The sequence below is a fragment of the Micromonospora endolithica genome (genome assembly GCF_003626595.1).
GTDB lineage: Bacteria > Actinomycetota > Actinomycetes > Mycobacteriales > Micromonosporaceae > Micromonospora > Micromonospora endolithica.
Genome location: NZ_RBAK01000002.1, coordinates 232,525 through 256,396 on the forward strand (window position 1 = coordinate 232,525; position 23,872 = coordinate 256,396).

The window sequence follows — 23,872 nt, forward strand, 5'->3', positions numbered from 1 at the left end:
CCGGCGTCCCCGCACCTACCGGTTGCCGGTGGTGACCAGGGTGAGGTCGTTGACCGCCAGGATCTCCGCGAGCGGCTGGAAGAACGTCACCCCGCCCCGACGGCAGTCCCCCGAACCACCCGAGGTCACGCCCTGCGCCTGGTCACCGGAGATCCACGACCCGCCGGAGTCGCCGGGTTCGGCGCAGACGTTGGTCCGGACCAGCCCGGTGACGACCCCCTCCGGGTAGCGCACGGTCGCGTTGCGGGCCTGCACGGTCCCGCAGCGGGCCCCGGTGGTGGAGCCGGACCGGCAGATCGAGGCGCCCACCGGTACCTCCCGCGCGCCGGCCACCGGCACCGTCCCACCGTTGAAGTCGTTCACCACCGGCTGCGCCGTCCACGCGTTGTTGACCTGGACGAACGCCCAGTCGTCGCCGGGGAACGAGGAGGCCCGGAAGACACCCTGGCCGACACCGTTCGCGCCGGCCGTCCGGGAGCCCACCCGGCCGCAGTGGCCGGCCGTGACGAAGCCGCCGACCACCGAGAAGCCGACCGAGCAGCGGCCCCCGCCGTCGATGGTGAACGGGTCACCGCCGCGCACGTCGAACAGCAGCCGGGGGGCCTCCGCCGAGGCGTCCACCCGGACCGCCGGTCGGGGCACTCCGCTGCGGTCCACCAGCCGCCAGGCGGCGTCCTGCCCACCCGGCCGGGCGAGCACCACCAGCGAGTTGTCGGCGACGTCGACGTACCAGCCGGACACCGCGTCGGACGCCGACCCGCCGGCCCGGTCCAGCCGGGTCTTCCACCCGTCGAGCTGACCGACGCCGCGCTGCACCACCTTGGGCACCGCTCCCGCGGAGCGGACCCGTGCGGCGTCGGCCCGGTCGGCCACCGCCACGTTCAGCGTGGTGCCGTCCGCACCCAGCCAGCTGCCGCCGTAGTCCGCGCCCAGCTCCGTACGCAGCTCGGCGACGACCCCGGTGGCCCATTGCTCGGTCCGCAGCCGCTCCGCGACCTGCCCGGCGCTGAGCGAGAGATCGCGGCGCAGCGCGTCGACCATCTCCGGCGGGGCGCCTTCCGGTGCCGGCCGTGCCGCGCCGTCCGGCCGGGTCGTGCCCTCCCCGGCGAACGACGGCAGGGTCACCGCCGCTGCGACTCCCACCGTCGCGACCATCACGCCGATGGCTGTCATCCGTCTGCGGTCCATCCGCCTCGCTCCTCCCGGCCGGCGCGGTCACGCCCGCCGGCCAGGAGTACGGAAGCGGAGCCCGGACGGTTGAATCGACCGCCGACGATCGAGCCGCACACGTGCGAGCGACCCGGCCGGTTGCGTCCGGGAGGTCACTGCCGGTCATCCGACAGCGCCGCAACCGCGCCGGAGGCGCGCGGGTGATACCCGCGTCACGTTCACCATCTCAAGGAGTCGTCATGGTCCGTCCGCTCGCCGTCCTCGCCGCCGCCGTCCTGTCCGTCCTGCCCCTGGCGACCCCCGCGCTCGCCACCCCGCCGACCGGCGCACCTGCCCCGAGCCGGTCAGCCGCAACGCCGAGCGGCGCACCCGCGCCGAGCCGGTCGGCCACCGCGCCGGGGACCGGAGCGACCATCACGGCCCGGGGCGACCTGGTCTTCCTCTCCGGCGATCCGTGGCGCCCCTCGGCGCCGCTGCCGGTCGTCGTGACCAACCGGGGAACGGTCGCCGCCCGGGGTTGGTTCGTGCTGCGGTTGCCGTCCGGGGTGGAGGTGACCGCCGGTGGCGACTGTGCCGCGGTCGCCGGCGCGCCCCAGACCTGGCGCTGCGGCGGTGGGCAGGTGCCGGCCGGCGGCACCCGAAGCTACCGGCTGACCCTCGTCTCGACCACCGGCGAGCCGGTCTTCGGGGTGCGGGCGTGGGGCTCCGTCGCCGGCCGGGACACTGCCGGACGCACCGAGCCGCCGGCCGAGTTCCGGATCAACTGGCCGGACCGGACCGCACTGCGGCTGGTGGCAACGGTCGGACCGGTGGTCGACGGGGTGGCAGTGGTACAGGTGCGGGTGACCAACAGTGGCACCTTCGACATCGGCGGATACTCGCTGAACGTCACCACTCCCAGTGGCGTGCGGGTCACCGACCCGGACTGCTCCGGCAGCGGCCGGCTGAACGGCGTCGGCTGCGAGATCCAGCGCAACGGCCGTCTCGCCGGCAAGGCCACCGACGCGTACCAGGTGCGGCTGGCGGTGACCGGCGGCCCGCGGACGGTACGCCTGTACCTGGCGCCGACCAACCGCTACACCAACACGGACACCTCGGTGACGCTGCGGCTCGCGACGGGCACCGGGAGCGGAGGCGGCGCGCCGACGGCCGGGCCGGCCACGCCCTCCGGCACGGCGGCGGCCGAGCTGCCGCGCACCGGATCGGGGAGCATCGGGTACGCGCTGGCCGGCGCGGCGTTGGTGGCCCTCGGCGGCGGTCTGCTGCTGTTCCGCCGCCGGCTGGTCCGAGGCTGACCGTCCGGCGCATCCGCACGTCGGCGAGGCCGCGCAGGATCGCCAGTCGGGCCGACCCGGGCCGCCGGCGTACCCACGGTACGCTGGCGGCCCGGGTCGGTACGCCGCTCAGACCTCCACGACGGTCGGGACGATCATGGGCCGACGCCGGTACTTGTCGTTGACCCACCGCCCCACCGTGCGCCGGACGATCTGCTGAAGCTGGTGCGGGTCGGTGATCCCGTCCGCGGCGGCCCGGTTCAACGCCTCGGTGACCAGCGGCACCACCGGACTGAACGCCTCCGGGTCCTCGGAGAAGCCCTTCGCGGAAACGGTCGGCCCGCCGACCACCTTCCCGGTGACCGAGTCGACCACCACGGTGGTGGCGATGAACCCGCCGTCGCCGAGGATGCGCCGCTCGGTGAGCAGCGACTCACTCACGTCGCCGACGGCCAGGCCGTCCACGTACACGTAGCGGCTCTTCACGTGGCCGACCAGGCTGGCCCGGCCCTCGACCAGGTCGACCACGTCACCGTCCTCGCAGAGCACCACCCGGTCCGCCGCGACGCCGGACTCGATGCCGAGCCGGGCGTGCGCCCGCAGGTGCCGCCACTCGCCGTGCACCGGCATCAGGTTGCTCGGCCGGACCACGTTGAGCAGGTAGAGCAGCTCGCCGGCCGGGGCGTGCCCGGAGACGTGCACCTTGGCGACGTCCTTGTGCACCACGATCGCGCCGGCCCGGGCCAGCCGGTTGATCACCCGGTAGACGGAGGTCTCGTTCCCCGGCACCAGCGAGGACGCCAGCACCACGGTGTCGCCGGGGGCGATGGTGATGTGCCGGTGGTCACCGCTGGCCATCCGGCCCAGCGCGCTCATCGGCTCACCCTGCGAACCGGTGGACATCAGCACGATCTGCTCGGGCGGCAGGTTGGTGGCCTCCTCGATGCCGACGACCAGCCCGGCCGGAATGTTCAGCAGGCCCAGGTCCCGCGCGATGCCCATGTTGCGGACCATCGACCGGCCGATCAGGGCGACCTTGCGGCCGTGCTCGGCCGCGGAGTCGAAGACCTGCTGCACCCGGTGCACGTGTGAGGCGAACGAGGCGACGATGATCCGCCCGGTGGCCTTGGCGAAGATCGAGTCCAGGACCGGCCCGATCTCCCGCTCCGGGGTGACGAAGCCGGGGATCTCCGCGTTGGTGGAGTCCGACAGCAGCAGGTCGACGCCCTCGGCGCCGAGCCGGGCGAACCCGGCCAGGTCGGTGATCCGCCCGTCCAGCGGGAGCTGGTCCATCTTGAAGTCGCCGGTGTGCAGCACCAGGCCGGCCGGCGTACGGATGGCCACCGCGAGGGCGTCCGGGATCGAGTGGTTGACCGCGAAGAACTCGCACTCGAACGGGCCGAGCCGCTCCCGGCCGCCCTCCCGCACAGTCAGCGTGTAGGGCTGGATCCGCCGCTCGGCGAGCTTCGCCTCGACCAGGGCGAGGGTGAACTGCGAACCGACCAGCGGAATGTCGGGCTTGTGGGCGAGCAGGTACGGCACCGCCCCGATGTGGTCCTCGTGACCGTGGGTGAGCACGATCGCCTGCACGTCGTCGAGTCGGTCCAGGATCGGGCCGAAGTCCGGCAGGATGAGGTCGACGCCCGGCTGTTCCACGTCCGGGAAGAGCACCCCGCAGTCGACGATCAGCAGCTTCCCGTCGTACTCGAAGACGGTCATGTTGCGACCGATGGCGCCGAGCCCGCCGAGCGGGATGATCCGTAGTCCGCCCTCCGGCAGCGGCGGGGGAAGTTCCGCCTCGATGTGCGCCTCGGTCACGCGTCCACCTCATTCTGCGACGCCGTCACCCGGCGCCCATCGCATCGTTCGATCATTCGGGCAGGTCCAGGCCCGCCGCCGCGCAGTCGGCGCGGAGCTGGGCCATCTCGTCGTCGGTGGCGTCCACCAGCGGCGGACGTACCGGTCCGGCCGGCAGCCCCTGGGCCGCCAGGCCGGCCTTCACCAGGATGGTGCCCTGGGTCCGGAAGATGCCGGTGAGCAGGGGCAGCAGCCGCCGGTGCAGGCTCAGCGCGGTCGCGTTGTCCCCCGCGTCGTACGCCTCGATGAGCTGCTTGGCGAGCGCCCCGGTGAAGTGCGTGGAGGTGCCGACCAGGCCGACGCTGCCGACCGCGAGCGCGGGCAGGGTCAGCGCGTCCTCGCCGCTGTAGAAGGCCAGGTCGCTGCGGGCCAGCACCCAGGAGGTCGCGGTCAGGTCGCCCTTGGCGTCCTTGACCGCGACGATCCGGTCGTGCTCGGCCAGCTTGACCAGCGTCTCGGTGTCGATCGGCACGCCCGCGCGGTGCGGGATGTCGTAGAGCATGATCGGCAGGCCACCGGCGTCCGCGACGGCGGTGAAGTGCCGCAGCAGGCCGCTCTGCGGCGGCTTGTTGTAGTACGGGGTCACCACGAGCAGCCCGTGCGCGCCGGCCTTCTCGGCGGCGGCGGCCAGCTCGATGGTGTGCCGGGTGTCGTTGGTGCCCACCCCGGCGACCACCTGCGCCCGGTCACCGACCGCCTCCACCACGGCCCGGAGCAGGCGCTCCTTCTCCGCGTCCGTGGTGGTCGGGGACTCGCCGGTGGTGCCGTTGATCACCAGTGCGTCGTTGCCCTGCGCGTCGACCAGGTGCGCCGCCAGGCGCGCCGCGCCGTCGAGGTCGAGGGAGCCGTCGGCGGTGAACGGGGTCACCATGGCCGTCAGCAGCCGCCCGAAGGGGCGGGACACCGCCCGGGCGGGAGTGTCAGGGTGGTCGTACGTCATGCCACCAACCTAGCGGACGACCCCCGACCCCCCGCCGGGGAAGGGCTCAGGACTGCTCGGCGTGGGGGCTCGCCGCCACCTCGGTGCCGTCCGGGAGGGTGGAGACGACGAAATCGGCGAACACGTTCGGGGCGACCCGCTGGAGCTGCCGCAGGCACTCCACGGCCAGCTCGCGGATCTCCACGTCGGCGTGCTCGGTCGCCCGCATGGCGATGAAGTGCCGCCAGGCGCGGTAGTTGCCGGTGACCACGATCCGGGTCTCGGTGGCGTTGGGCAGCACCGCCCGCGCCGCCTGCCGGGCCTGCTTGCGGCGCAGCGTCGGGTTGGGCTCGTCGGCGAAGCGCTGCTCCAGGCCCTCCAGCAGCTCGGTGTAGGCCCGGACGCTCGCCTCGGCCGCCTCGACGAACTTCTTGTGCAGCTCCGGGTCCGCGGCGATCACCGCCGGCTCGACCATCGCGGCGTCCCGCTCGGGCACGTAGCGCTGGGACAGCTGGGAGTAGGAGAAGTGCCGGTGCCGGATCAGCTCGTGGGTGAACGACCGGGACACCCCGGTGAAGTAGAAGCTGACCGAGCCGTGCTCCAGCACGCTGAGGTGGCCGACCTCCAGGATGTGGGCCAGGTATCCGGCGTTCGTGGCGGTGACCGGGTTCGGCTTCTTCCAGCTCTGGTAGCAGGCCCGTCCGGCGAACTCGGCGAGTGCCTGGCCGCCGTCGGCATCGGTCGTCCACGGCACGTCGTCCGGCGCCTCGAACTGGGTCCACGCGACGAGCTTCACCTGGGGCTGCACCATGTCCGGCATGCCTCGGACTGTAGTGGCGGGCCCCCGCCCCGCCCAAGCCAGGCTCGCCCGCTGCAATGTCGATCACCCGGCACGCGCCGCGGTCGCCGCTGCCGGGGCCCCCGCGGACGGCGTTGGCGCGTCGTCAGCCCTGTCGAGCTGACTCGTACATGTCATCACCCGCCCGGTGCGCCCCTCACCGGCTGCCGGCCCGGCCGCGCGGCGCCGTGCCGGCCGGCGCGGCGGGTCCGGCCCGGCGGTGACGTCGTGAACGACTCAGCTCGAAAGGGCCCGTGCGCGGGTCGCCGGCTCACCTGCCCCGCCCGGTCGGCCGGATCCGCAGCCGCCGTGCCGAGCACGACGGCGGGGGCCGGACGTGCGGACGGGGTCAGACGTAGAACCAGGTGAACGGGGCCCAGGGCAGGTTGCGCAGCACCGAGAAGGCGAACCACACGGCCAGGAAACCGCCGAGCACCCGGGGGCTGAGCCGCAGCTCCGGCAGGCGCCAGCCGAACGCCTGCTTCCCGGCCCAGGCCACGAAGAGGTAGGCCACGAAGGGCACGCTGAACACGAACAGGAGGTGGTGCCGCGCGGCCGCTGGCAGGTCGGCGTGCAGCAGGTACCACAGCGCGCGGGTGCCGCCGCAGCCCGGGCAGTCCAGCCCCGTGGTCAACTTGAGCAGGCAGGTCGGTGCGGCGTCCGGCGCGGACCGGGTCGGGTCGCTGACCAGCGCGTAGGCCATGCCGAGCCCGACGCAGCCGACCGCCGCCAGCGGCACCGCCCACCGGGGTGCCCGCGCGTAGAGCCGGACCACGAAACGGGTCAGCCGGTCCTGCTCGACGACCGGGTACTGGTAGCCCTCCGGCCAGCCGGCCGGAGCCCCGGGATCGGCCGGCCGGTGCTCCCCGGCGGGCGCGCCGTCCCCGACGACGGGCGCGCCGTCGACGCCCGCGGGAGGGGCGGCGACGTCGGCGGGAGGGGCGGCGACGTCGGCGGGAGGGGCGGCGACGTCGGCGGACGGGAGCGGCGGGGCGGCCGGTCGGTCAACGCGCGTCACACCGCTCACCGTACACCCGAGACGCCGGCCAGGGCTGCGGCCAGCGGCGCGGCCAGGTCCCCGGCGGCGGGCGGCGCCACCGCGTCCAGGCCCAGCCAGCCGGCGAGCCGGTAGAGCTCGGCCGCGAGCGCCACGGCGGTCTCACCGGGGTCGACGTCGGGCTCGACCCACGCCGCCGGCACGAGCAGCACGCCGGCCCGCCGGTCGGCCTTGAGGTCGACCCGCGCGGTCAGCCGGTCGCCGTGCAGGAACGGCAGCACGTAGTAGCCGTGCACGCGCTGCGGTGCGGGTACGTAGATCTCGATCCGGTAGCTGAAGCCGAAGAGCCGTTCGGTGCGGGCCCGCTCCCAGACCAGCGGGTCGAACGGGCTGACCAGCGTGGCGGCGCGGACCCAGCGGGGCAGCCTCGCCTGGGCGTGCAGCCAGGCCGGCTGCCGCCAACCCTGCACGGTGACCGGCAGCAGCTCACCGGCGTCGACCAGCTCGGCGATCGCCGCCCGCGCCCCGGCCACCGGGAGCCGGAAATAGTCCCGCAGCTCCGGCTCGGCGGCCACCCCGAGTGAACGGGCGGCCATCGCGACCAGCGTGCGATGGGCCTCCGCGTCGGTGGGGGTCGGCGCGTCCAGCACGGCGGCGGGCAGCACCCGCTCGGGCAGGTCGTAGCGGCGGGCGAAGGACGTGGTGCGCTCGGCGGCGCTCACCTCCCCGGCCCAGAACAGGTATTCCAGGGCCCGCTTCACCGTCGACCAGTTCCAGCCCCAGTTGCCGGTCTCCCGGGGCGCGTCGAGCTCGATCTCGGCGGCGGTGACCGGCCCCCGGGCGGCCACCTCGTCCCGCACCCAGGCGACCAGGCCGGGCTGTTCCTGCGCGACGCGCCGCATCTCCCCCCACGCGTCGGAGTGGGCCTTGGCCATCCGCCACCGCAGGACCGGATGCAACCCGACCGGGACCAGCGACGCCTCGTGCCCCCAGTATTCGAAGAGGTCGCGGGGTCGCCGGTAGGCGGCGGTGTCGAGCAGGGCGGTCGGGTAGGGCCCGAGCCGGCTGTAGAGCGGCAGGTAGTGCGCCCGTTGCAGCACGTTCACCGAGTCCATCTGGATCAACCCGACCCGGTCCAGCACGCGGCGCAGGTGCCGGCGGGTGGCCGGCCCGGCGGGCGCCGGGTCGGTGAAGCCCTGGGCGGCCAGCGCGACGCGGCGGGCCTGGGCGAGCGAGAGCGATTCCGGTACGGCCATCGTCGAAGCACCCTATTGCAGGCGTACGACATCGGTGCGGTGGCTGGACCGATCCCCCGCCGGGGCATAGAACAGGCACATGCTCACCATTCGCCGGGAGGAGCCCGACGACGCGCCGGCCGTCGCCCGGGTGCACATCCGCGGCTGGCAGGCCGGCTACGCCGGGATCGTGCCCGAGGAGGTGCTGGCCCGGCTCAACGTGGCCGCCTGGGCGCAACGCCGCCGCGACCTCGGCACCGCCGACCCCGAACACCCGTTCACCACCATGCTGACCGAGCAGGACGGCGAGGTGACCGGCTTCGTCACGTTCGGTCCGTACCGGAACAACCAGGACCGCGACGACCTCGACCACACGTACGGCGAGGTGGTCGCGATGTACGTGGAGCCGGCGCGGTGGGGCGACGGCACCGCGCGGACGCTGTTCGCCACGGCCCGCGACGGGCTGGTCGCACGCGGCTGGACGGAGTACCGGCTGTGGGTCCTGGCCGACAACGGGCGGGCCCGTCGCTTCTACGAACGGGCCGGCCTGTCAGCGGACGGTCAGTGGTCGACCTATCCGGTGCCGCTCTCCGGCGGGCGTCCCCCGGTCGACCTCGCGGAGCTGCGGTACACCGGACGGCTCGACGGGTGACCCGGCCGCCGTGGTGCCGGGCCGCAGCGGCAGGAACGCCAGCAGGGCGAGGCTGATCCACACGTACGTGTTGCTGCCCAGGAACCCGTCGACGCCGGTGAAGTCCTTCTCCCACGCCCAGACGATCCGGCTGATCAGGAACACGTAACCAATGGCCGCGGCGGCCAGCAGGACCCGCCGCCGGCGGCCGGCAGCCGGCGCCGCCATCGCGTTGTCCACCAGCAGGATCAGCGCCGGCAGCAGCCAGACCAGGTGGTGCACCCAGGTGACCGGGCTGACCAGGCACATGACCGCGCCGGTCAGCGCCAGCCCGGCCGCCTCGTCGCCGGCCGCCGCCGCGCGCCGGGACCGCCACACCCACAGGGCCAGGGTGGCCGCCACCAGCACCAGCCAGGCCAGCGTGCTGGGCTGCTGCGGGTCGAGCCGGGCGACCACACCGCGCAGCGACTGGTTGGACACGAACGCCAGCTCGCCAACCCGGCCGGTGTTCCACAGCGCCTCGGTCCAGAACTCGCGGGAGGCGTCCGGGAAGAGCGCGGCGGCCAGGACGGTGGCGGCGGTGGCCGCCCCGATCGCGGTGAACGCGGCCCGCCACCGGCCGGTGACCAGCAGGTAGACGATGAAGATGCCGGGGGTCAGCTTGATCGCGGTGGCCAGGCCGATTGCCACCCCGGCCCACCGGTTGCCGGCCGGCAGCAGCCGCAGCATGTCGACCGCCACCAGGAAGAGCAGCAGCATGTTGACCTGGCCGAAGTTGACCGTCTCGCGCATCGGCTCGTACGCGGCGGCCAGGCAGAGCGCCACCGCCAGCACGTACCAGCGGGTCCAGCCGGCGCGGCGGGAGATCGGGTCGATCAGCCAGTGGAACAGCACGACGGTGACCACCACGGTGGCCGCCACGCTCACCACGATGGCCGCCGTCCACGGCAGGTAGGCCATCGGCAGCATCACCAGGGCGGCGAAGGGCGGGTAGGTGAAGCCGTACTGGGTCATCGGGCGCAGCCAGTCGTAGATCTCGCCGTCGTCGTGCACCCACCAGGTGAGCGCGCCGTAGTAGACCTGGAGGTCGAAGAAGCCGTGCCGGACCGCGGCCACCGACAGGAAGAGGGTCACCGCGACGGCGAGCCCGACCACGCCGGCCACCTGCCCGATCGTCCGTCCGGGACCCTGCGCCACCGTCGCCTCCCTCGCCCTGCGTAGGCTTCCGTGCCATGGCTCTCGGGTACGTCCGCCCGGCGCGTCCGGAAGACGCCGGCGAGATCGCACGCATCCAACTCGCTACCTGGCGGGTCGCGTACCGCCGGATCCTGCCCCGGCACGTGCTCGACAACCTGGACGAGGCGTGGCTCGCCCGGCGGTGGAGCGCTGCCGTGCAGGAGCCGCCCTCCGGCGCCCACCGGGTGCTGGTCGCCGTCGAACAGGCCGAGCAATCCTATCTGGTGGGGTTCGCCGCCTCCGGTCCGGCCGACGCGGAGGCGCTCGCCCCCGGTGAGCCGGCCGAGGCCCTCGGGCCGGGCGTGGTGGCGGTGACCGACCTGCTGGTGGAGCCGCGCTGGGGTCGGCGCGGGCACGGCAGCCGGCTGCTCGCCGCGTGCGTCGACCTGTGGCGTACCGACGGCTTCGGGCGGGCGCTGGCGTGGGCCTTCGACGGCGACGCCGCCACCCGGAAGTTCCTCACCGGCACCGGCTGGGAGCCGGACGGGGCGGCTCGCGCGCTGGACGTGGACGACATGCTGGTCCCCCAGCTCCGGCTGCACGTCGCCGTACCGACCGAGGCGGTCGCCCCGGCCGACTCCGCGGTACCGGACGAGCCGGTGGCGCCCGCCGACCCCACGTAGTGCGGCGGCGCCGACCCGCTAGTCACCGGGTCGACGGGGAACTGTCGGGGGACTCGCCTACGGTGGTCGTATGACCGTCACGACGGCGACCGGCACGGGGCCCACCGACGACGGCGTCGAGGAGCGCCCGGCCCCGGCCGCCCTGGAAGGGCACCGGGTCGAGCTGACCGGCTACTGCTACCGGATGCTCGGCTCGATCTTCGACGCCGAGGACGCGGTGCAGGAGACGCTGCTGCGGGCGTGGCGCGGGTGGGCCGGCTTCGACGGCCGGGCCAGTGTCCGCACCTGGCTCTACCGCATCGCCACCAACGTCTGCCTGGACCTGCTGCGGGGGCGCGGCCGGCGGGCGCTGCCGATGGACCTCGGCCCGTCCGCCCCGCCGGTCCTGGAGTCGCTGGGTTCACCCGAGCCGGGCTGGTTGGAACCGGCCGCCGACGGCGTGGTGCTGCCGGTGGCCGCCGACCCGGCGGAGGTGGCGGTGGCGCGGGAGTCGGTGCGACTGGCGTTCGTCGCGGCCCTGCAACACCTACCGCCCCGGCAACGCGCCGTGCTGATCCTGCGCGAGGTGCTCCGCTGGCGCGCCGACGAGGTCGCCGAGCTACTCGACGGGTCGGTGGCCTCGGTCAACAGCGCGTTGCAACGGGCCCGGGCGACGCTGGCCGGCACCGGCGTCGGGTCGCCCCCGCCCGGGTCGGCACTCGACCGTGAACACCGTGACCTGCTCGACCGCTACGTCGACGTGTTCGAGCGCTACGACGTGGACGCCCTGGTCGCGCTGCTGCACGAGGACGCGGTGCAGAGCATGCCGCCCTACCGGCTCTGGTTGCGCGGGCCGGCCGACATCGGCGCCTGGATGCGCGGCCCGGGCGCGGCGTGCCGGGGGTCGCGGCTGGTGCCGGTCCGAGCCAACGGCGACACCGCCTTCGGGCACTACAAGATCGATCCGGCCGGTGGGCGCCGCCCGTTCTCGCTCCAGTTCGTCGAGACGGCCGGGCGGCGGATCACCCGCCTCACCACCTTTCTCGACACCCGGTTGTTCCCGCACTTCGGGCTGCCCGACCGGCTGCCCTGAGCCGGGACCGATGACGTCCGACCGTCGGCGTCGTCCACCCCTCGAGAGGACACCAGAGCAGAAATACGAGGAGACGACGATGTTCAGAGACACCGTGGCGTTCAGTGGTTTCTCGGTGGACGACACCGGGCGGGCCCAGCAGTTCTACGCCGACACGCTCGGATTGCGCGTGTCACGGGACGACGCGATGGGCGGCATGCTGACGCTGCACGTCGCGGGCGACCGGGACATCCTGGTCTACCCGAAGTCCGACCACGTCCCGGCGACCTACACGGTGCTCAACTTCCCGGTCGGGGACGTCGACCGGGCGGTCGACGAGCTGACCGGGCGCGGGGTGCGGTTCGCCCGCTACGACGGGATGCCCCAGGACGAGAAGGGCATCATGCGCGGAAACGGGCCGACGATCGCCTGGTTCACCGACCCGGCCGGCAACGTGCTCTCGGTGATCGAGCAGGCGTGACCACACGGTGGGCGGTCCGCACCGGAGCCCCGGCGCGGACCGCCCCCGGTCAGCCCTTCTCCGCGCCGTCGGACGCGTCCCGGACGAAGTAACGCTGGAAGATCACGAAGATGATCGCCACCGGGATGGTGGCGAGCAGCGCCGCGCCGAGCTTGAGCGGATACTGCGTGCCTGAGCCGAGTGAGCCGGTGACCAGATCGGCCAGCCCTCGGGGCAGGGTGAACAGGCTCGGGTCCTGCACCGCGACGAGGGTGTGCGGGAACTCGTTCCACGATCCCTGGAAGGACAGGATGGTCAGGGTGATCAGCGCCGGCCGGGCCATCGGCAGCACCACCGACCAGAAGGTGCGGAAGACTCCGGCGCCGTCGATCCGGGCCGCCTCCTCCATGCTGACCGGGATCGACTCGAAGAACTGCTTCATGATGAACACCCCGGCCGCGTCGGCCAGCAATGGCACGATCAGGGCGGCGTAGCTGTCGTAGATGCCGAGCTGGTTGAGCACCAGGAACTTCGGGATCAGCAGCACCACACCCGGCACCGCCATCACCGCGATGATCGCCGCGAACAGCCCGGCCCGGCCCCGGAACCGCAACCGGGCCAGCGCGTACCCGGCGAGCGAATCGAGGAACACCCGGCCGAGCGTGACCAGCACGGTCACCAGCAGCGAGTTGCCCATCCACAGCGGGAACGACGTGCCGTCGAACAGGCGCTGGAAGCTGGTCAGGTCCAGCGGGTCGGGTACCGGGGAGAGCGGGTTCGCCGCCGCGTCCGGTTCGGTCTTGAACGCGTTGCCGATCTGGATGACGAACGGGTACAGGAACACCAGCGCGAAGAAGACCAGGACGGCGTACCCCACGAAGGTGGTCACCAGGCCGCGCGGCTGGCGGCGGCCGGTGGGGGCCGGCCGGGTCGGTACCCGCGGCGGTTCGGTCACCACGGCCATGTCAGGACCTCCCCGGTACGCGTCGCCGCAGCCAGCCGCGCCGAGACGGGTCGCGCTCGGCCAGCAGCCGGCGCTGCACCAGCGTCAGCACGATGATGATCAGGAACAGGACGAACGAGATCGCCGCACCCCGGCCGTAGTCGAAGTCCTGGAACGCGGTGCGGTACGACAGGTACGCCGGGGTGAGGGTGGTCTTCGCCGGGTTGCCCTGACTCATCACGTACACCTGGTCGAAGACCTGCCAGGAGCCGATCAGGCCGAGTGTCAGCACCAGGAACATGGTCGGCCGGATCATCGGCAGGGTGACGTAGCGGAACCGCTGCCAGCGGTTGGCGCCGTCCAGCGTGCCGGCCTCGTCGAGGGCGACCGGCACGCCCTGGAGGGCGGCGAGGAACATCAGCATGAACGTGCCGGAGGTGGTCCACACCACCAGCGAGATGATCGAGACCATCGCGACGCTCGGGCCGGAGAGCCAGTCCCACCAGCTCAGCCCGCCCGGCCCACCGTCGGCGAGCGCCGCCGGCGGCGAGTCCACGCCGACCACGCCCAGGAGCAGGTGCAGCACGCCACGGGAGTCGGCGAACCACTGCGGCCCGTCCAGTCCGACCATCGCCAGCAGGCTGTTGACCGCGCCGGAGCTGGAGAACATGAACAGGAACACGATGCTGATCGCCACCGAACTGGTGACCGAGGGGAAGTAGAAGGCGGTGCGGAAGAACGACTTGCCGCGCAGCATCCGGTTGTTGACGACCAGCGCGAGGAACAGCGCCAGCGCGGTCTGCGCCGGCACCACGAGCAGCACGTAGTAGATGTTGTTCCGCAGGCTGGTCATGAAGTCCTGACGGGCCAGGCCGTCGACGGTGAACAGCCGGGTGTAGTTGTCCGCGCCGATGAACGGCACCTCGGAGCGGAACGGGCTGCCCTGGCCGTTCCAGCCGGTGAGGCTGACCCAGAACGCCATCAGGATCGGCAGCAGCAGGAACAGGCCGAGGATCACCACCACCGGGGCCACGAACAGCCAGCCGGCAAGGTTCTCGGAGCCGCGTAAACCGGGACGCCGGCGCCGGGGCGCGGTGCCCGGCGACGTGGCCGGCGCCGCGAGCGCGTCGATCGCCATCACCCTCCCTCCTGAAAGGAAGGGCCCCTTCTTAACGCCTCGCGTATAGGAAGGGGCCCCTGTTAACGGCTCAGCTACCGCCGAGCGCGGCGGCGGTGTTCTTCTGCACGCGGGCCAGCAACGCCTTGGGGTCACCGTTCTTCAGACCCTGGATGCCGGTGTCGAGGTCGGCCAGCACGCTGTCCATCTTCGGCGCGTTGACCGGACCCTGGGCTTGCTCGGCGGCGTCGATGAACGCCTTGTCGGCGGGGAACGCCGCCAGGTACGCGTCGCGGGCGGACTGGCGGGACGGCATGACACCGAACGCGGTCGCGAAGGCCATCTGCTGCTCGACCGAGGTCATCGCCTCGACCAGCTTGACCGCGGCTTCCTTGTTGCTGCTCTTGGCCGCGATGCCCCAGCAGTTGGTGAAGGACAGGGTGCCCGGACCCTTGGGGCCGGCCGGCAGCGGGACCACCTTGTACTTCACGTTGGGGAAGTCGTTCTTCAGGGCGCCGGTGATCCAGTTGCCCTCGATCGTCATCACCGCCCGGCCCTTGCCGAACGCCTCGCCGGCCCAGCCGGAGTCCAGCTCCTTCGGGAACTTGGCGAGGTCGCCGGTGAGCAGGCCCTTGACGTACTGGAGAGCCTGGAGGTTCTCCGGGCTGTCCGCGGTGGCCTGCTTGCCGTCCGGGCTGGTGATCCAGCCGCCCGCCTGCACCATGAACGCGCCGATCCGGTCCCGGGTGTCGCCGATGACCAGCGGCACCTGACCCTTCGCCTTGATCTTCTGGGCGGTCGCGGTGAGCTGGTCCCAGGTGGTCGGCACGTCGGCGTCGGTCAGCCCGGCCTTAGCCCACAGGTCGGTGTTGATCTGAAGCGCGAGGGTGGAGAAGTCCTTCGGCGCGCAGTAGTACTTCCCGTCGTAGGTGAACGTCTCCCGCAGCCCCTGGTAGAAGTCGTCCGAATTGCTGATCTTGTCGCCGTACGGCTCCAGCGCGCCGACGCTGGCGTAGTCGGCGAAGCGCACCGCCGGCACGTAGAAGACGTCCGGCGGGTTGCCCCCGGCGAAGGCCTGCCCGAGCTGCTGGGTGAGGTCCTGGGCGGGGGTGACGGTGGCCTGGTTGCCGGTCGACGAGGCCCACTTCGCGGCGGCGTCCTGCACCGCCTTGGTCTCGGCGTCACCGGAGGAGCCGATCAGGATCTGGAGGTTGGCCGGCCCGCTGGACTGGGCCGCGTCGCCGGAGGAGTCGTCGTCGAAGCCGCTGCCGCAGGCGGCGGAGCCGAACAGGGCGACGGCCGTGAGGCCGGCCACCGCCGCCCGGGCGAGGGATCGAGGTGCCATCGGTTCTCCTGGATGGGGGACGGGATTCAGGTGGTGTGGCGCAGCACCAGCGAGGGCTGGAGCAGAACGTGGTCGGTGGCGGGGTGCGAGCCGTCGAGGACGGCGGTGAGCAGGTCGACGCACCGGGCGGCGGCCTCGCCGAGGGGTTGACTGACGCTGGACAGGCCGATCGCCCCGGCGACGGGGGTGTCGTCGAAGCCGATGACCGGCACGGCGGGGGTGCGGGCGCGGACGGCCTGGAGGGCGCCGAGGGCGAGCGAGTCGCTGGCACAGACCAGCGCCGTCGGCGTGGCCCGGTCGAGCAGCTCACGCGCCACCCGCTCCCCCTCGGCGATGCCGTCGGGGGTCTGCCGGTCCAGGCCGACCGGGTCGACGCCGGCGGCGACCAGGGACCGGTGCCAGCCGGTACGCCGGTCGTCGCCGACGCCGGAGCCGGCCGGCCAGCCGACGAAGCCGATCCGGCGGTGGCCGGCGGCCAGCAGGTGCGCCGTGGCGGCGGCGGTGCCGGCCGCCCCGTCGACGTCGACCCAGGGGTGCGACTCGGGGGCGTCCCACGGCCGGCCGAAGGTCACGAACGGCACGCCGCGGGCGGCCAACCAGGCGGTACGCGGGTCGCCGTGGTCGGTGCCGGTCAGTACGAAGGCGTCCAGTTCGTAGGAGCTGAGCAGGTCGTCGTAGGTGGCGATCTCCTGCTGGTCGTCGGTGGCGGTGTAGAGCATGGTGCGGTAGCCGGCGGTCTCCGCGGTCTCGGTGAGGCCGTGCAGGAACCGGTCCAGCACCGAGCCGTTGATGCCGTCGCGGGTGGGTTCGATGCGTACCGCGATCAGCCGTGACCGTCCGGTCCGCATCTGGCGGGCGGCCTGGTTGGCGCGGTAGCCCAGGGCCGCGATCGCCTCCTGCACCCGCAGCCGGGTCTCCTCGCGCACGATGTGCGGCGCGTTGAGCACGTTGGAGACGGTCTGCCGACTGACCCGCGCCCGCCGGGCCACCGTCGCGATGGTCACCTTTTCTGGCACCTGACCCCCCTCGCGGTCTTGAACGATCCAATTTGGATGGGGCAAGATTGGATCGTTCAAGTTGCTGGAATGTTTCGCACTTTGCACCGCACCGGGGCCGCCTGTCAAGAGAGCGGCACCGCCGAGATCGATCTGGAGCCGCGTCGTGACCGAGCGCCATCTGCAACCCCTCCTGCACGACCTGGCGGGGGTGGTCCTCGCGCCGACCAGCGCGCTGGGCGACGCGACCGGGCAGATCCGCCCGGTCGGTGTCCAGGGCGTCTTCCACGCCGACAGCCGCGTCCTCGCCCGCGCCGAGCTGCGGGTCGACGACCGGGAGCCGGACAGCGTCGCGGCCGGTGCCGACGGACCACACGGGGCACGGTTCGTCGGCCTGACCCGGTGGCTCGGCGACCCGACCCCCGACCCGACGGTACGGATCGAACGGCTCCGCCGGCTGGACCCACGAGGGCTCACCGAGGAACTGCGGATGGTGTCCACCGCCACCGTCGACGTCCGGGCCACCGTCACCGTCGACCTCGGCTGCGACCTGGCGCCGATCGCGGTGGTCAAGTCCGGCGGCACGGCACCGGCCCTGGAGGCCAAGGCCGACGGGGCAGGCCGGCTGACCTGGTCGGGCGACGGCACGACGGTCACCGTGGCCGCCGACGGCGCGGACGTCGACACCACCGGCGACCGGGCCACCGCCCCGCGACTGGCCTGGCCGGTCACCCTCGCCCCGGGCGGCACCACCACCCTGCGGTGGCGGCTCACCGTCACCGACCCGCACGCCGTCGTGGTCTGCCCGCCCGGCGAGCCGGGCTGGGCCGATCCGGAGGTACGCGCCGACGACCGCCGCCTCACCCGCCTGCTCGACCGGTCCCTGGCCGACCTGCGCGGGCTGCGGCTGGCCGACCCGGCCGCCCCACGGGACGAGTTCCTCGGCGCCGGGGTGCCGTGGTTCCTCACCCTCTTCGGCCGGGACAGCCTCTGGGCCGCCCGGATGATGCTGCCGCTCGGCACCGACCTGGCCGCCGGGACGCTCCGGGTGCTCGCCCGCCGGCAGGGCGGCCGGGTGGACCCGACCACCGGCGAGGCCCCCGGCAAGATCCTCCACGAACTGCGCCGGCACGAGTTCGCCATGCTCGACGACCCGTTGCGCCTGCCCCCGGCCTACTACGGCACCGTCGACGCCACCATGCTGTGGATCAACCTGTTGCACGACGCGTGGCGCTGGGGCCTGCCCGACGACCGGGTCGCGCCGCTGCTGCCGTACCTGGAGGCGGCGCTGGGCTGGCTCGCCGACCACGCCGACGCCGACGGCGACGGGCTGGTCGAGTACGTCGACCGCACCGGCCACGGCCTGTCCAACCAGGGCTGGAAGGACTCCGGCGACGCGGTGCGGTTCCGCGACGGCCGGATCGCCGAGGCACCGATCGTGCTGGCCGAGGTGCAGGGCTACGCGTACGAGGCGGCCCGCAACGGCGCCGCCCTGCTCGACGCGTTCGGCCGGCCCGGTGCCGACCGCTGGCGCGCCTACGGCGACCGGCTGGCCGCCCGCTTCCGCGCGGCGTTCTGGGTCGACGGCCGGTACGGACCGCAGCCCGCCCTCGCGCTGGACCGGGACAAGCGCCCGGTCGACTCGCTGACCAGCAACATCGGCCACCTGCTCGGCACCGGCCTGCTCAGCGCCGAGGAGGAGGCGCAGGTCGCCGGGCTGCTCACCACCGAGGCGCTGGCCGGCGGATTCGGGCTGCGCACGATGTCCACCGACGACGCCGGGTTCAGCCCGCTGTCGTACCACTGCGGTTCGATCTGGACCCACGACACCGCGATCGTGCTCGCGGGCCTGGCCCGGGCCGGCTTCCATGCCGCCGCCCTCGGGTTCGCCGAGGGCCTGCTCGCGGCGGCCGAGGCGTTCGACTACCGGCTGCCCGAGCTGTACGGCGGCGACGACCGCGACCTGCTCGGCCGCCCGGTGCCGTACCCGGCGGCGTGCCGGCCGCAGGCGTGGTCGGCGGCGAGCGCGGTGCTGCTGCTCCAGGCCGCCGCCGGCCTCTACCCGGACGTGCCGGCCGGCACGGTGCGCCTCGCCCCGCTGGCCGGACCGGAGCTGGGCGCGGTCTCCGTCTCCGGCCTGCGCGTGGCCGGTTCGTCGACGGGAGTCACGGTCGACCGGGACGGCAGCGCCTCGGTCGTCGGCCTGCCGGCCGGCCTCCGCCTCACCGGAGCCTCCATCCCCACCCCCCGCAGGGCGGTCGGCGCGGATCGGTGACGGCTCAGCGGTACGACGACCGGCGTGTCGGACCGCTCAGCCGGCACCGATCAGGGGATCAGGCGAGGAGGGGATCAGTCGAGCAGGGCGTCCAGGCCGATGGTGAGACCGGGGCGGTGGCGGACGGCGCGGACGGCCAGCAGCACACCGGGCATGAAGGAGGCCCGGTCGAACGAGTCGTGCCGGATGGTCAGCGTCTCGCCGGTGGTGCCGAACAGCACCTCCTGATGGGCGACGAGGCCGGTGGCCCGGACGGCGTGCACGCGTACGCCGTCGATGTCGGCGCCTCGGGCACCGGCCACCTCGTCCTTGGTGGCGTCCGGCACCGGCCCCAGACCGGCCTCGGCCCGGGCGGCGGCGATCAGTCGGGCGGTGTGCGTCGCGGTGCCGCTGGGCGCGTCGAGCTTACGAGGGTGGTGCTGCTCGATGATCTCGACCGACTCGAAGTGCCGGGCCGCGCGGGCGGCGAACTGCATCATCAGCACCGCGCCGATGCCGAAGTTCGGGGCGATGACGACGCCGACGCCGGGCTTGCGCTCCAGCCAGCCGCGCACCCGGTCCAGGCGCTGCTCGGTGAAGCCGGTGGTGCCCACCACCGCGCTGATGCCCTGGTCGATGCACCAGTGCAGGTTGTCCATGACGACGTCCGGGGTGGTGAAGTCGACGACCACCTCGGCACCGGCGTCGGAGGCGTTGAACAGCCAGTCACCCTGGTCGACCATGGCGACCAGGTCCATGTCGGAGGCCCCGTCGACGGCCTTGCAGACCTCGATGCCCATCCGGCCCCGCGCGCCCAGCACGCCGACCCGGATCGGCTCGGTCGGGCTCTTCTCCTGCTCGTCAGTCACGGGGCACAACCTATCCCAATCGGGACTCGACGCACCCCGGGGGATCAGGACCTGGGACCGGCGGTGGGGCTGCTCAGGCGGTGAAGTCCCCGGCGCCGAACGGGCCGACCACGGCCAGGGACATCGGCCGGCTCAGCAACTCACCGGCGAGGGTGTTGACGTCGTCCAGGGTGACCGCGTCCACCCGGGAGAGCAGCTCGTCGACCGGCATCAGGTCGCCGTAGAGCAGCTCCCCCTTGGCCAGCCGACTCATCCGCGAGCCGGTGTCCTCCAGGCCGAGGACGAACGAGCCCTTGCTCATCCCCTTGCCCCGGGCCAGCTCGTCGGCGGTGATCCCGTCGGCGGCCACCCGGGACAGCTCGGCCCGGGTCAGGTCCAGGACCTCGTCGACCTTGCCCGGCGCGCAGCCGGCGTAGACGGCGAAGAGGCCACTGTCGGCGTACTGGCTGGCGTAGGAGTAGACCGAGTAGGCCAGGCCGCGCTGCTCGCGGATCTCCTGGAACAGCCGGCTGGACATGCCGCCACCGAGGACGTTGTTGAGCACCCCGAGGGCGAACCGGCGTTCGTCCAGCCGATCGATGCCGGGGCAACCGAGGATCACGTGCGCCTGCTCGGTCTCCTTGGCCTCCACCACCGTGGTGGCCGGCTTCGTGCGTACCGCCGAGCCGGTGGACCGGTGCGCGGCCGGAGCGGCCGGCGCGGTGTCCAGCGGTGTCCCCCGCAGCGCCTGCCGGACCAGCTTGACCACGGCGGCGTGGTCGAGGTTGCCGGCGGCGGCGATGACGATCTGCGGCGCGACGTAGCGCCGCCGGTAGAAGCTCTGGATCTGGCGGCGGCTCATCGGGGTGACCGTCTCCTCGGTGCCGGAGATCAGCCGACCGAGAGGGTGGTCACCGTAGACGGCCCGGGCGAAGAGGTCGTGCACCTCGTCACCGGGCTCGTCGTCGTGCATGGCGATCTCCTCCAGGATCACGCCCCGCTCGGTCTCCACGTCGGCCGGCGCCAGCACCGAATCGGCGACCAGATCGCACATGACGTCGATGGCCAGCGGCAGGTCCTCGTCGAGCACCCGCGCGTAGTAGCAGGTGTATTCCTTCGTGGTGAAGGCGTTCGTCTCGCCGCCCACCGCCTCGATCGACGAGGAGATCTCCAACGCGTCGCGCTTGTTGGTGCCCTTGAAGAGCAGGTGCTCCAGGAAGTGCGCCGCGCCGGCCTGCGGGCCGGTCTCGTCGCGGGACCCGACCGCCACCCAGATGCCGAAGGAGACGCTGCGCATCGTCGGGATGGCCTCGGTGAGCACCCGCAGGCCGCTGGGCAGCACGGTCCGGCGGACCGTGCCACCCAGCGGGTCGTCGGTGAGCGTCCGGGTCACCGCCCGGCCGGCGCCACCGGCGCGGGCGGCCCCGGTGGCGCGGGACGACGCCACCCCCCGTCGATCCGGCGGAAACGGCGCACGACTGGCCCGACTCACGTGTTGCTCCCAGATCGACGAGGGGTGGGTGGTGCTGTGGTGCTACGGCTCAGCTGTGCCGGGTGCGCCGACGCGGGCGCTCGCCGCCGTCGCCGCCCTCGCCACCGCCCGGACCGCGCTCACCGCGCTCCGGGCCACGGCTGCCCCGGTCCCGGTCGCCCCGGTCCCGCGGGCCCCGGTCACCCCGGTCCCGCGCCGGCGGGCGCTCGCCCTCGGCGGCCTCACCGGCGGCCGGCGCCTCGGCGCCCTCCGGCCGGACCTTGTCCAGGTAGATCTTGCCGCGGGCGTCGATGTCCGCGATCTCCACCTCGACCCGGTCACCGACGTTGAGGAAGTCCTCGACCTTCTCGACCCGCTTGCCGTCGCCCACCTTGGAGATGTGCAGCAGGCCGTCGCGGCCGGGAAGCAGCGAGATGAACGCACCGAACGGGGCGGTCTTGACCACCGTGCCGAGGAACCGCTCGCCCGCCTTGGGCAGCGTCGGGTTGGCGATCCCGTTGATCCGGTCCACCGCCGCCTGGGCCGACGGCCCGTTGGTGGCGCCGACGTAGATGGTGCCGTCGTCCTCGATCGAGATCTCGGCGCCGGTCTCGTCCTGGATGGCGTTGATGGTCTGACCCTTCGGGCCGATCACCATGCCGATCTTGTCCACCGGGATCTTGACGGTGGTGACCCGCGGCGCGTACTCCGACATCTCGGCCGGGGACTCGATCGCCGCCTGCATCACGCCGAGGATCGTCTGGCGGGCCTCGTTCGCCTGCTGGAGCGCGGCGGCCAGCACGTCCGACGGGATGCCGTCGAGCTTGGTGTCGAGCTGGAGCGCGGTGACGTAGTCCGGCGTGCCGGCGACCTTGAAGTCCATGTCACCGAACGCGTCCTCGGCACCGAGGATGTCGGTCAGCGTCACGTACTCGGTCTTGCCGTCGACCTCGTCGGAGATGAGGCCCATCGCGATGCCGGCGACCGGCGCCTTCAGCGGCACACCGGCGGACAGCAGCGCCAGCGTCGAGGCGCAGACCGAACCCATCGAGGTGGAGCCGTTGGAGCCGAGCGCCTCGGAGACCTGCCGGATGGCGTACGGGAACTCCTCGCGCGACGGCAGCACCGGGACCAGCGCCCGCTCGGCGAGCGCGCCGTGGCCGATCTCGCGCCGCTTCGGCGAGCCGACGCGACCGGTCTCACCGGTGGAGTACGGCGGGAAGTTGTAGTTGTGCATGTAGCGCTTGCGGTTCTCCGGGGAGAGCGTGTCGACCATCTGCTCCATACGCAGCATGTTGAGCGTGGTGACACCCAGGATCTGGGTCTCGCCCCGCTCGAACAGGGCCGAGCCGTGCACCCGCGGCAGCACGCCGACCTCGGCGGTCAGCGGGCGGATGTCCCGCGGGCCGCGCCCGTCGATGCGGACCTGCTCGCGCAGGACCCGGTTGCGGACCTCGGACTTGGTCAGCGACCGGAAAGCGGCGGACAGCTCCTTCTCCCGGCCCTCGAAGCGCGGGCCCAGCTCCTCGGCGACCTTGGCCTTGATCCGGTCCAGGGCCTCCTCGCGGTCCGCCTTGCCGGCGATCTTGAGGGCCTCGGTGACGTCGGCGCGGGCCACGTCGGTCACCGCCGCGTAGACGTCGTCCTGGTAGTCCAGGAACACCGGGAACACGGCGACCGGCTTGGCGGCGACCTCGGCCAGCTCGCTCTGCGCGCGGCACAGCTCGCGGATCGCCGGCTTGGCGGCCTCCAGGCCGCTGGCCACGATCTCCTCGGTCGGGGCGGTGGCCCCACCGGCGATCAGGGTCACCGCGTTCGGCGTCGCCTCGGCCTCGACCATCATGATCGCGACGTCACCGTCGGCGAGGGTGCGGCCGGCCACCACCATGTCGAAGGTGGCCCGGGCCAGCTCCTCCAGGGTCGGGAAGGCGACCCACTGGCCGTCCACGTGCGCGACCCGGGTCGCCCCGATCGGGCCGGAGAACGGCAGGCCGGAGAGCTTGGTCGACATCGAGGCGGCGTTGATGGCCACCACGTCGTACGGGTGCTGCGGGTCGAGCGCGAGGATGGTCTCGACGACCTGGACCTCGTTGCGCAGGCCCTTGACGAACGACGGGCGCAGCGGCCGGTCGATCAGCCGGCAGGTGAGGATGGCGTCCTCGCTGGGCCGGCCCTCGCGGCGGAAGAACGAGCCGGGGATCCGGCCCGCGGCGTACATCCGCTCCTCCACGTCGACGGTCAGCGGGAAGAAGTCGAACTGCTCCTTCGGCTGCTTGCCGGCGGTGGTGGCGGAGAGGACGACCGTCTCGCCGAGCTGGGCGACGACGGAGCCGGCGGCCTGCCGGGCCAGCCGGCCGGTGGAGAAGGTGATCTCACGGGTGCCGAAGGACCCGTTGTCGATCACTGCGGTGCGGGATTCCGTGCCGAGGTTGGTCTCGGTCATGTGCGGTGATGCTCCTTCGCGTCGTGGGCCCACGACACCGGAGCTGCTCAGACGGCCGGTCTTCGATCGAAGCGCCCGGGTGGCCGGCATGATGCCGGGATTCCCGGGGGCCACTACCGGAGACCGGTACGCTGACCGGCTCCCTGTCGGGTGGTCGCGCGGCCC

At 73.0% G+C, this 23,872-nt stretch carries 20 protein-coding genes; 6 read left to right on the top strand and 14 right to left on the bottom strand.

Annotated features, from left to right (window positions below):
- Positions 1 to 15: 15 nt before the first annotated feature.
- Entirely contained in the window at positions 16 to 1,188 is a 1,173-nt protein-coding gene (locus D7223_RS06970) for a S1 family peptidase (protein WP_120726229.1), read from the bottom strand.
- Between the two features lie 221 nt (positions 1,189 to 1,409).
- On the opposite strand from D7223_RS06970, the gene D7223_RS06975 reads away from it, so the two are divergent.
- Entirely contained in the window at positions 1,410 to 2,465 is a 1,056-nt protein-coding gene (locus tag D7223_RS06975; RefSeq protein WP_120726231.1) for an LPXTG cell wall anchor domain-containing protein, read from the top strand.
- Between the two features lie 108 nt (positions 2,466 to 2,573).
- Here D7223_RS06975 and D7223_RS06980 read toward each other — a convergent pair whose 3' ends face one another.
- The 5 genes from D7223_RS06980 to D7223_RS07000 form a co-directional block, all read right to left on the bottom strand.
- Complete coding sequence (locus D7223_RS06980; protein WP_120726233.1) at positions 2,574 to 4,262, bottom strand: ribonuclease J; 1,689 nt, start codon at positions 4,260 to 4,262, stop codon at positions 2,574 to 2,576.
- Positions 4,263 to 4,314: 52 nt separating this feature from the next.
- Positions 4,315 to 5,241: a 4-hydroxy-tetrahydrodipicolinate synthase gene (gene dapA, locus D7223_RS06985; protein ID WP_120726235.1), complete on the bottom strand. Its 927-nt coding sequence runs from the start codon at positions 5,239 to 5,241 to the stop codon at positions 4,315 to 4,317.
- 46 nt (positions 5,242 to 5,287) lie between these two features.
- On the bottom strand, positions 5,288 to 6,031 hold the full coding sequence (gene thyX, locus D7223_RS06990; RefSeq protein ID WP_120726237.1) for an FAD-dependent thymidylate synthase: 744 nt from the start codon (positions 6,029 to 6,031) through the stop codon (positions 5,288 to 5,290).
- A 376-nt stretch (positions 6,032 to 6,407) separates the two neighbouring features.
- Positions 6,408 to 7,085 (bottom strand): DUF2752 domain-containing protein, encoded by a 678-nt coding sequence (locus tag D7223_RS06995; RefSeq protein WP_420330296.1) that lies wholly within the window; start codon positions 7,083 to 7,085, stop codon positions 6,408 to 6,410.
- On the bottom strand, positions 7,082 to 8,311 hold the full coding sequence (locus D7223_RS07000) for a winged helix-turn-helix domain-containing protein (protein WP_120726241.1): 1,230 nt from the start codon (positions 8,309 to 8,311) through the stop codon (positions 7,082 to 7,084). The genes D7223_RS06995 and D7223_RS07000 overlap by 4 nt, the downstream gene beginning before the upstream one ends.
- A 79-nt stretch (positions 8,312 to 8,390) precedes the next feature.
- Here D7223_RS07000 and D7223_RS07005 point away from each other — a divergent pair, with 79 nt between their 5' ends.
- Positions 8,391 to 8,942, top strand: coding sequence for a GNAT family N-acetyltransferase (locus D7223_RS07005; protein WP_120726243.1), 552 nt, complete (start codon positions 8,391 to 8,393; stop codon positions 8,940 to 8,942).
- Here D7223_RS07005 and D7223_RS07010 read toward each other — a convergent pair.
- Complete coding sequence (locus tag D7223_RS07010) at positions 8,841 to 10,118, bottom strand: glycosyltransferase 87 family protein (protein ID WP_120726245.1); 1,278 nt, start codon at positions 10,116 to 10,118, stop codon at positions 8,841 to 8,843. The genes D7223_RS07005 and D7223_RS07010 overlap by 102 nt on opposite strands.
- A 35-nt stretch (positions 10,119 to 10,153) precedes the next feature.
- On the opposite strand from D7223_RS07010, the gene D7223_RS07015 reads away from it, so the two are divergent.
- From D7223_RS07015 to D7223_RS07025, 3 genes are all read left to right on the top strand, one after another.
- Complete coding sequence (locus D7223_RS07015) at positions 10,154 to 10,780, top strand: GNAT family N-acetyltransferase (protein ID WP_120726247.1); 627 nt, start codon at positions 10,154 to 10,156, stop codon at positions 10,778 to 10,780.
- Positions 10,781 to 10,850: 70 nt separating this feature from the next.
- Positions 10,851 to 11,852: a sigma-70 family RNA polymerase sigma factor gene (locus tag D7223_RS07020; protein ID WP_120726249.1), complete on the top strand. Its 1,002-nt coding sequence runs from the start codon at positions 10,851 to 10,853 to the stop codon at positions 11,850 to 11,852.
- Positions 11,853 to 11,931: 79 nt separating this feature from the next.
- Positions 11,932 to 12,312, top strand: a complete 381-nt coding sequence (locus D7223_RS07025; RefSeq protein ID WP_120726252.1) for a VOC family protein — start codon at positions 11,932 to 11,934, stop codon at positions 12,310 to 12,312.
- 49 nt (positions 12,313 to 12,361) lie between these two features.
- Here the strand turns inward: D7223_RS07025 and D7223_RS07030 are convergent, their stop codons facing one another.
- From D7223_RS07030 to D7223_RS07045, 4 genes are all read right to left on the bottom strand, one after another.
- Positions 12,362 to 13,255: a carbohydrate ABC transporter permease gene (locus D7223_RS07030; RefSeq protein WP_120726254.1), complete on the bottom strand. Its 894-nt coding sequence runs from the start codon at positions 13,253 to 13,255 to the stop codon at positions 12,362 to 12,364.
- Between the two features lies 1 nt (position 13,256).
- Positions 13,257 to 14,372 carry a carbohydrate ABC transporter permease gene (locus tag D7223_RS07035; protein ID WP_120726256.1) on the bottom strand — a complete coding sequence of 372 codons (1,116 nt, stop codon included), beginning with the start codon at positions 14,370 to 14,372 and terminating at the stop codon, positions 13,257 to 13,259.
- A 70-nt stretch (positions 14,373 to 14,442) separates the two neighbouring features.
- Positions 14,443 to 15,696, bottom strand: coding sequence for a sugar ABC transporter substrate-binding protein (locus D7223_RS07040; protein WP_120726258.1), 1,254 nt, complete (start codon positions 15,694 to 15,696; stop codon positions 14,443 to 14,445).
- A gap of 26 nt (positions 15,697 to 15,722) precedes the next feature.
- On the bottom strand, positions 15,723 to 16,700 hold the full coding sequence (locus tag D7223_RS07045; RefSeq protein ID WP_238161705.1) for a LacI family DNA-binding transcriptional regulator: 978 nt from the start codon (positions 16,698 to 16,700) through the stop codon (positions 15,723 to 15,725).
- 157 nt (positions 16,701 to 16,857) lie between these two features.
- Here D7223_RS07045 and D7223_RS07050 point away from each other — a divergent pair, with 157 nt between their 5' ends.
- Positions 16,858 to 18,966 (top strand): amylo-alpha-1,6-glucosidase, encoded by a 2,109-nt coding sequence (locus D7223_RS07050; protein WP_120726263.1) that lies wholly within the window; start codon positions 16,858 to 16,860, stop codon positions 18,964 to 18,966.
- Between the two features lie 74 nt (positions 18,967 to 19,040).
- On the opposite strand, the gene dapB is transcribed toward D7223_RS07050, so the two are convergent.
- From dapB to D7223_RS07065, 3 genes are all read right to left on the bottom strand, one after another.
- A complete protein-coding gene (gene dapB / locus D7223_RS07055; protein WP_120726265.1) occupies positions 19,041 to 19,814 on the bottom strand; it encodes a 4-hydroxy-tetrahydrodipicolinate reductase in 774 nt (257 codons plus the stop codon).
- A gap of 73 nt (positions 19,815 to 19,887) precedes the next feature.
- On the bottom strand, positions 19,888 to 21,285 hold the full coding sequence (locus D7223_RS07060) for a M16 family metallopeptidase (RefSeq protein ID WP_120726267.1): 1,398 nt from the start codon (positions 21,283 to 21,285) through the stop codon (positions 19,888 to 19,890).
- 49 nt (positions 21,286 to 21,334) lie between these two features.
- On the bottom strand, positions 21,335 to 23,707 hold the full coding sequence (locus D7223_RS07065) for a polyribonucleotide nucleotidyltransferase (RefSeq protein WP_120726268.1): 2,373 nt from the start codon (positions 23,705 to 23,707) through the stop codon (positions 21,335 to 21,337).
- Positions 23,708 to 23,872 lie beyond the last annotated feature (165 nt).

Bases quoted from the DNA above. Each gene is read 5' to 3' on its own strand.
- D7223_RS06975 (WP_120726231.1), top strand. From the start codon at position 1,410: ATGGTCCGTCCGCTCGCCGTCCTCGCCGCCGCCGTCCTGTCCGTCCTG.
- D7223_RS07015 (WP_120726247.1), top strand. From the start codon at position 10,154: ATGGCTCTCGGGTACGTCCGCCCGGCGCGTCCGGAAGACGCCGGCGAG.
- D7223_RS07065 (WP_120726268.1), bottom strand. From the start codon at position 23,707: ATGACCGAGACCAACCTCGGCACGGAATCCCGCACCGCAGTGATCGAC.
- D7223_RS07020 (WP_120726249.1), top strand. From the start codon at position 10,851: ATGACCGTCACGACGGCGACCGGCACGGGGCCCACCGACGACGGCGTC.
- D7223_RS07000 (WP_120726241.1), bottom strand. From the start codon at position 8,311: ATGGCCGTACCGGAATCGCTCTCGCTCGCCCAGGCCCGCCGCGTCGCG.
- D7223_RS07025 (WP_120726252.1), top strand. From the start codon at position 11,932: ATGTTCAGAGACACCGTGGCGTTCAGTGGTTTCTCGGTGGACGACACC.
- thyX (WP_120726237.1), bottom strand. From the start codon at position 6,031: ATGGTGCAGCCCCAGGTGAAGCTCGTCGCGTGGACCCAGTTCGAGGCG.
- D7223_RS07040 (WP_120726258.1), bottom strand. From the start codon at position 15,696: ATGGCACCTCGATCCCTCGCCCGGGCGGCGGTGGCCGGCCTCACGGCC.
- D7223_RS07035 (WP_120726256.1), bottom strand. From the start codon at position 14,372: ATGGCGATCGACGCGCTCGCGGCGCCGGCCACGTCGCCGGGCACCGCG.
- dapA (WP_120726235.1), bottom strand. From the start codon at position 5,241: ATGACGTACGACCACCCTGACACTCCCGCCCGGGCGGTGTCCCGCCCC.
- D7223_RS07005 (WP_120726243.1), top strand. From the start codon at position 8,391: ATGCTCACCATTCGCCGGGAGGAGCCCGACGACGCGCCGGCCGTCGCC.
- D7223_RS06970 (WP_120726229.1), bottom strand. From the start codon at position 1,188: ATGGACCGCAGACGGATGACAGCCATCGGCGTGATGGTCGCGACGGTG.
- D7223_RS07030 (WP_120726254.1), bottom strand. From the start codon at position 13,255: ATGGCCGTGGTGACCGAACCGCCGCGGGTACCGACCCGGCCGGCCCCC.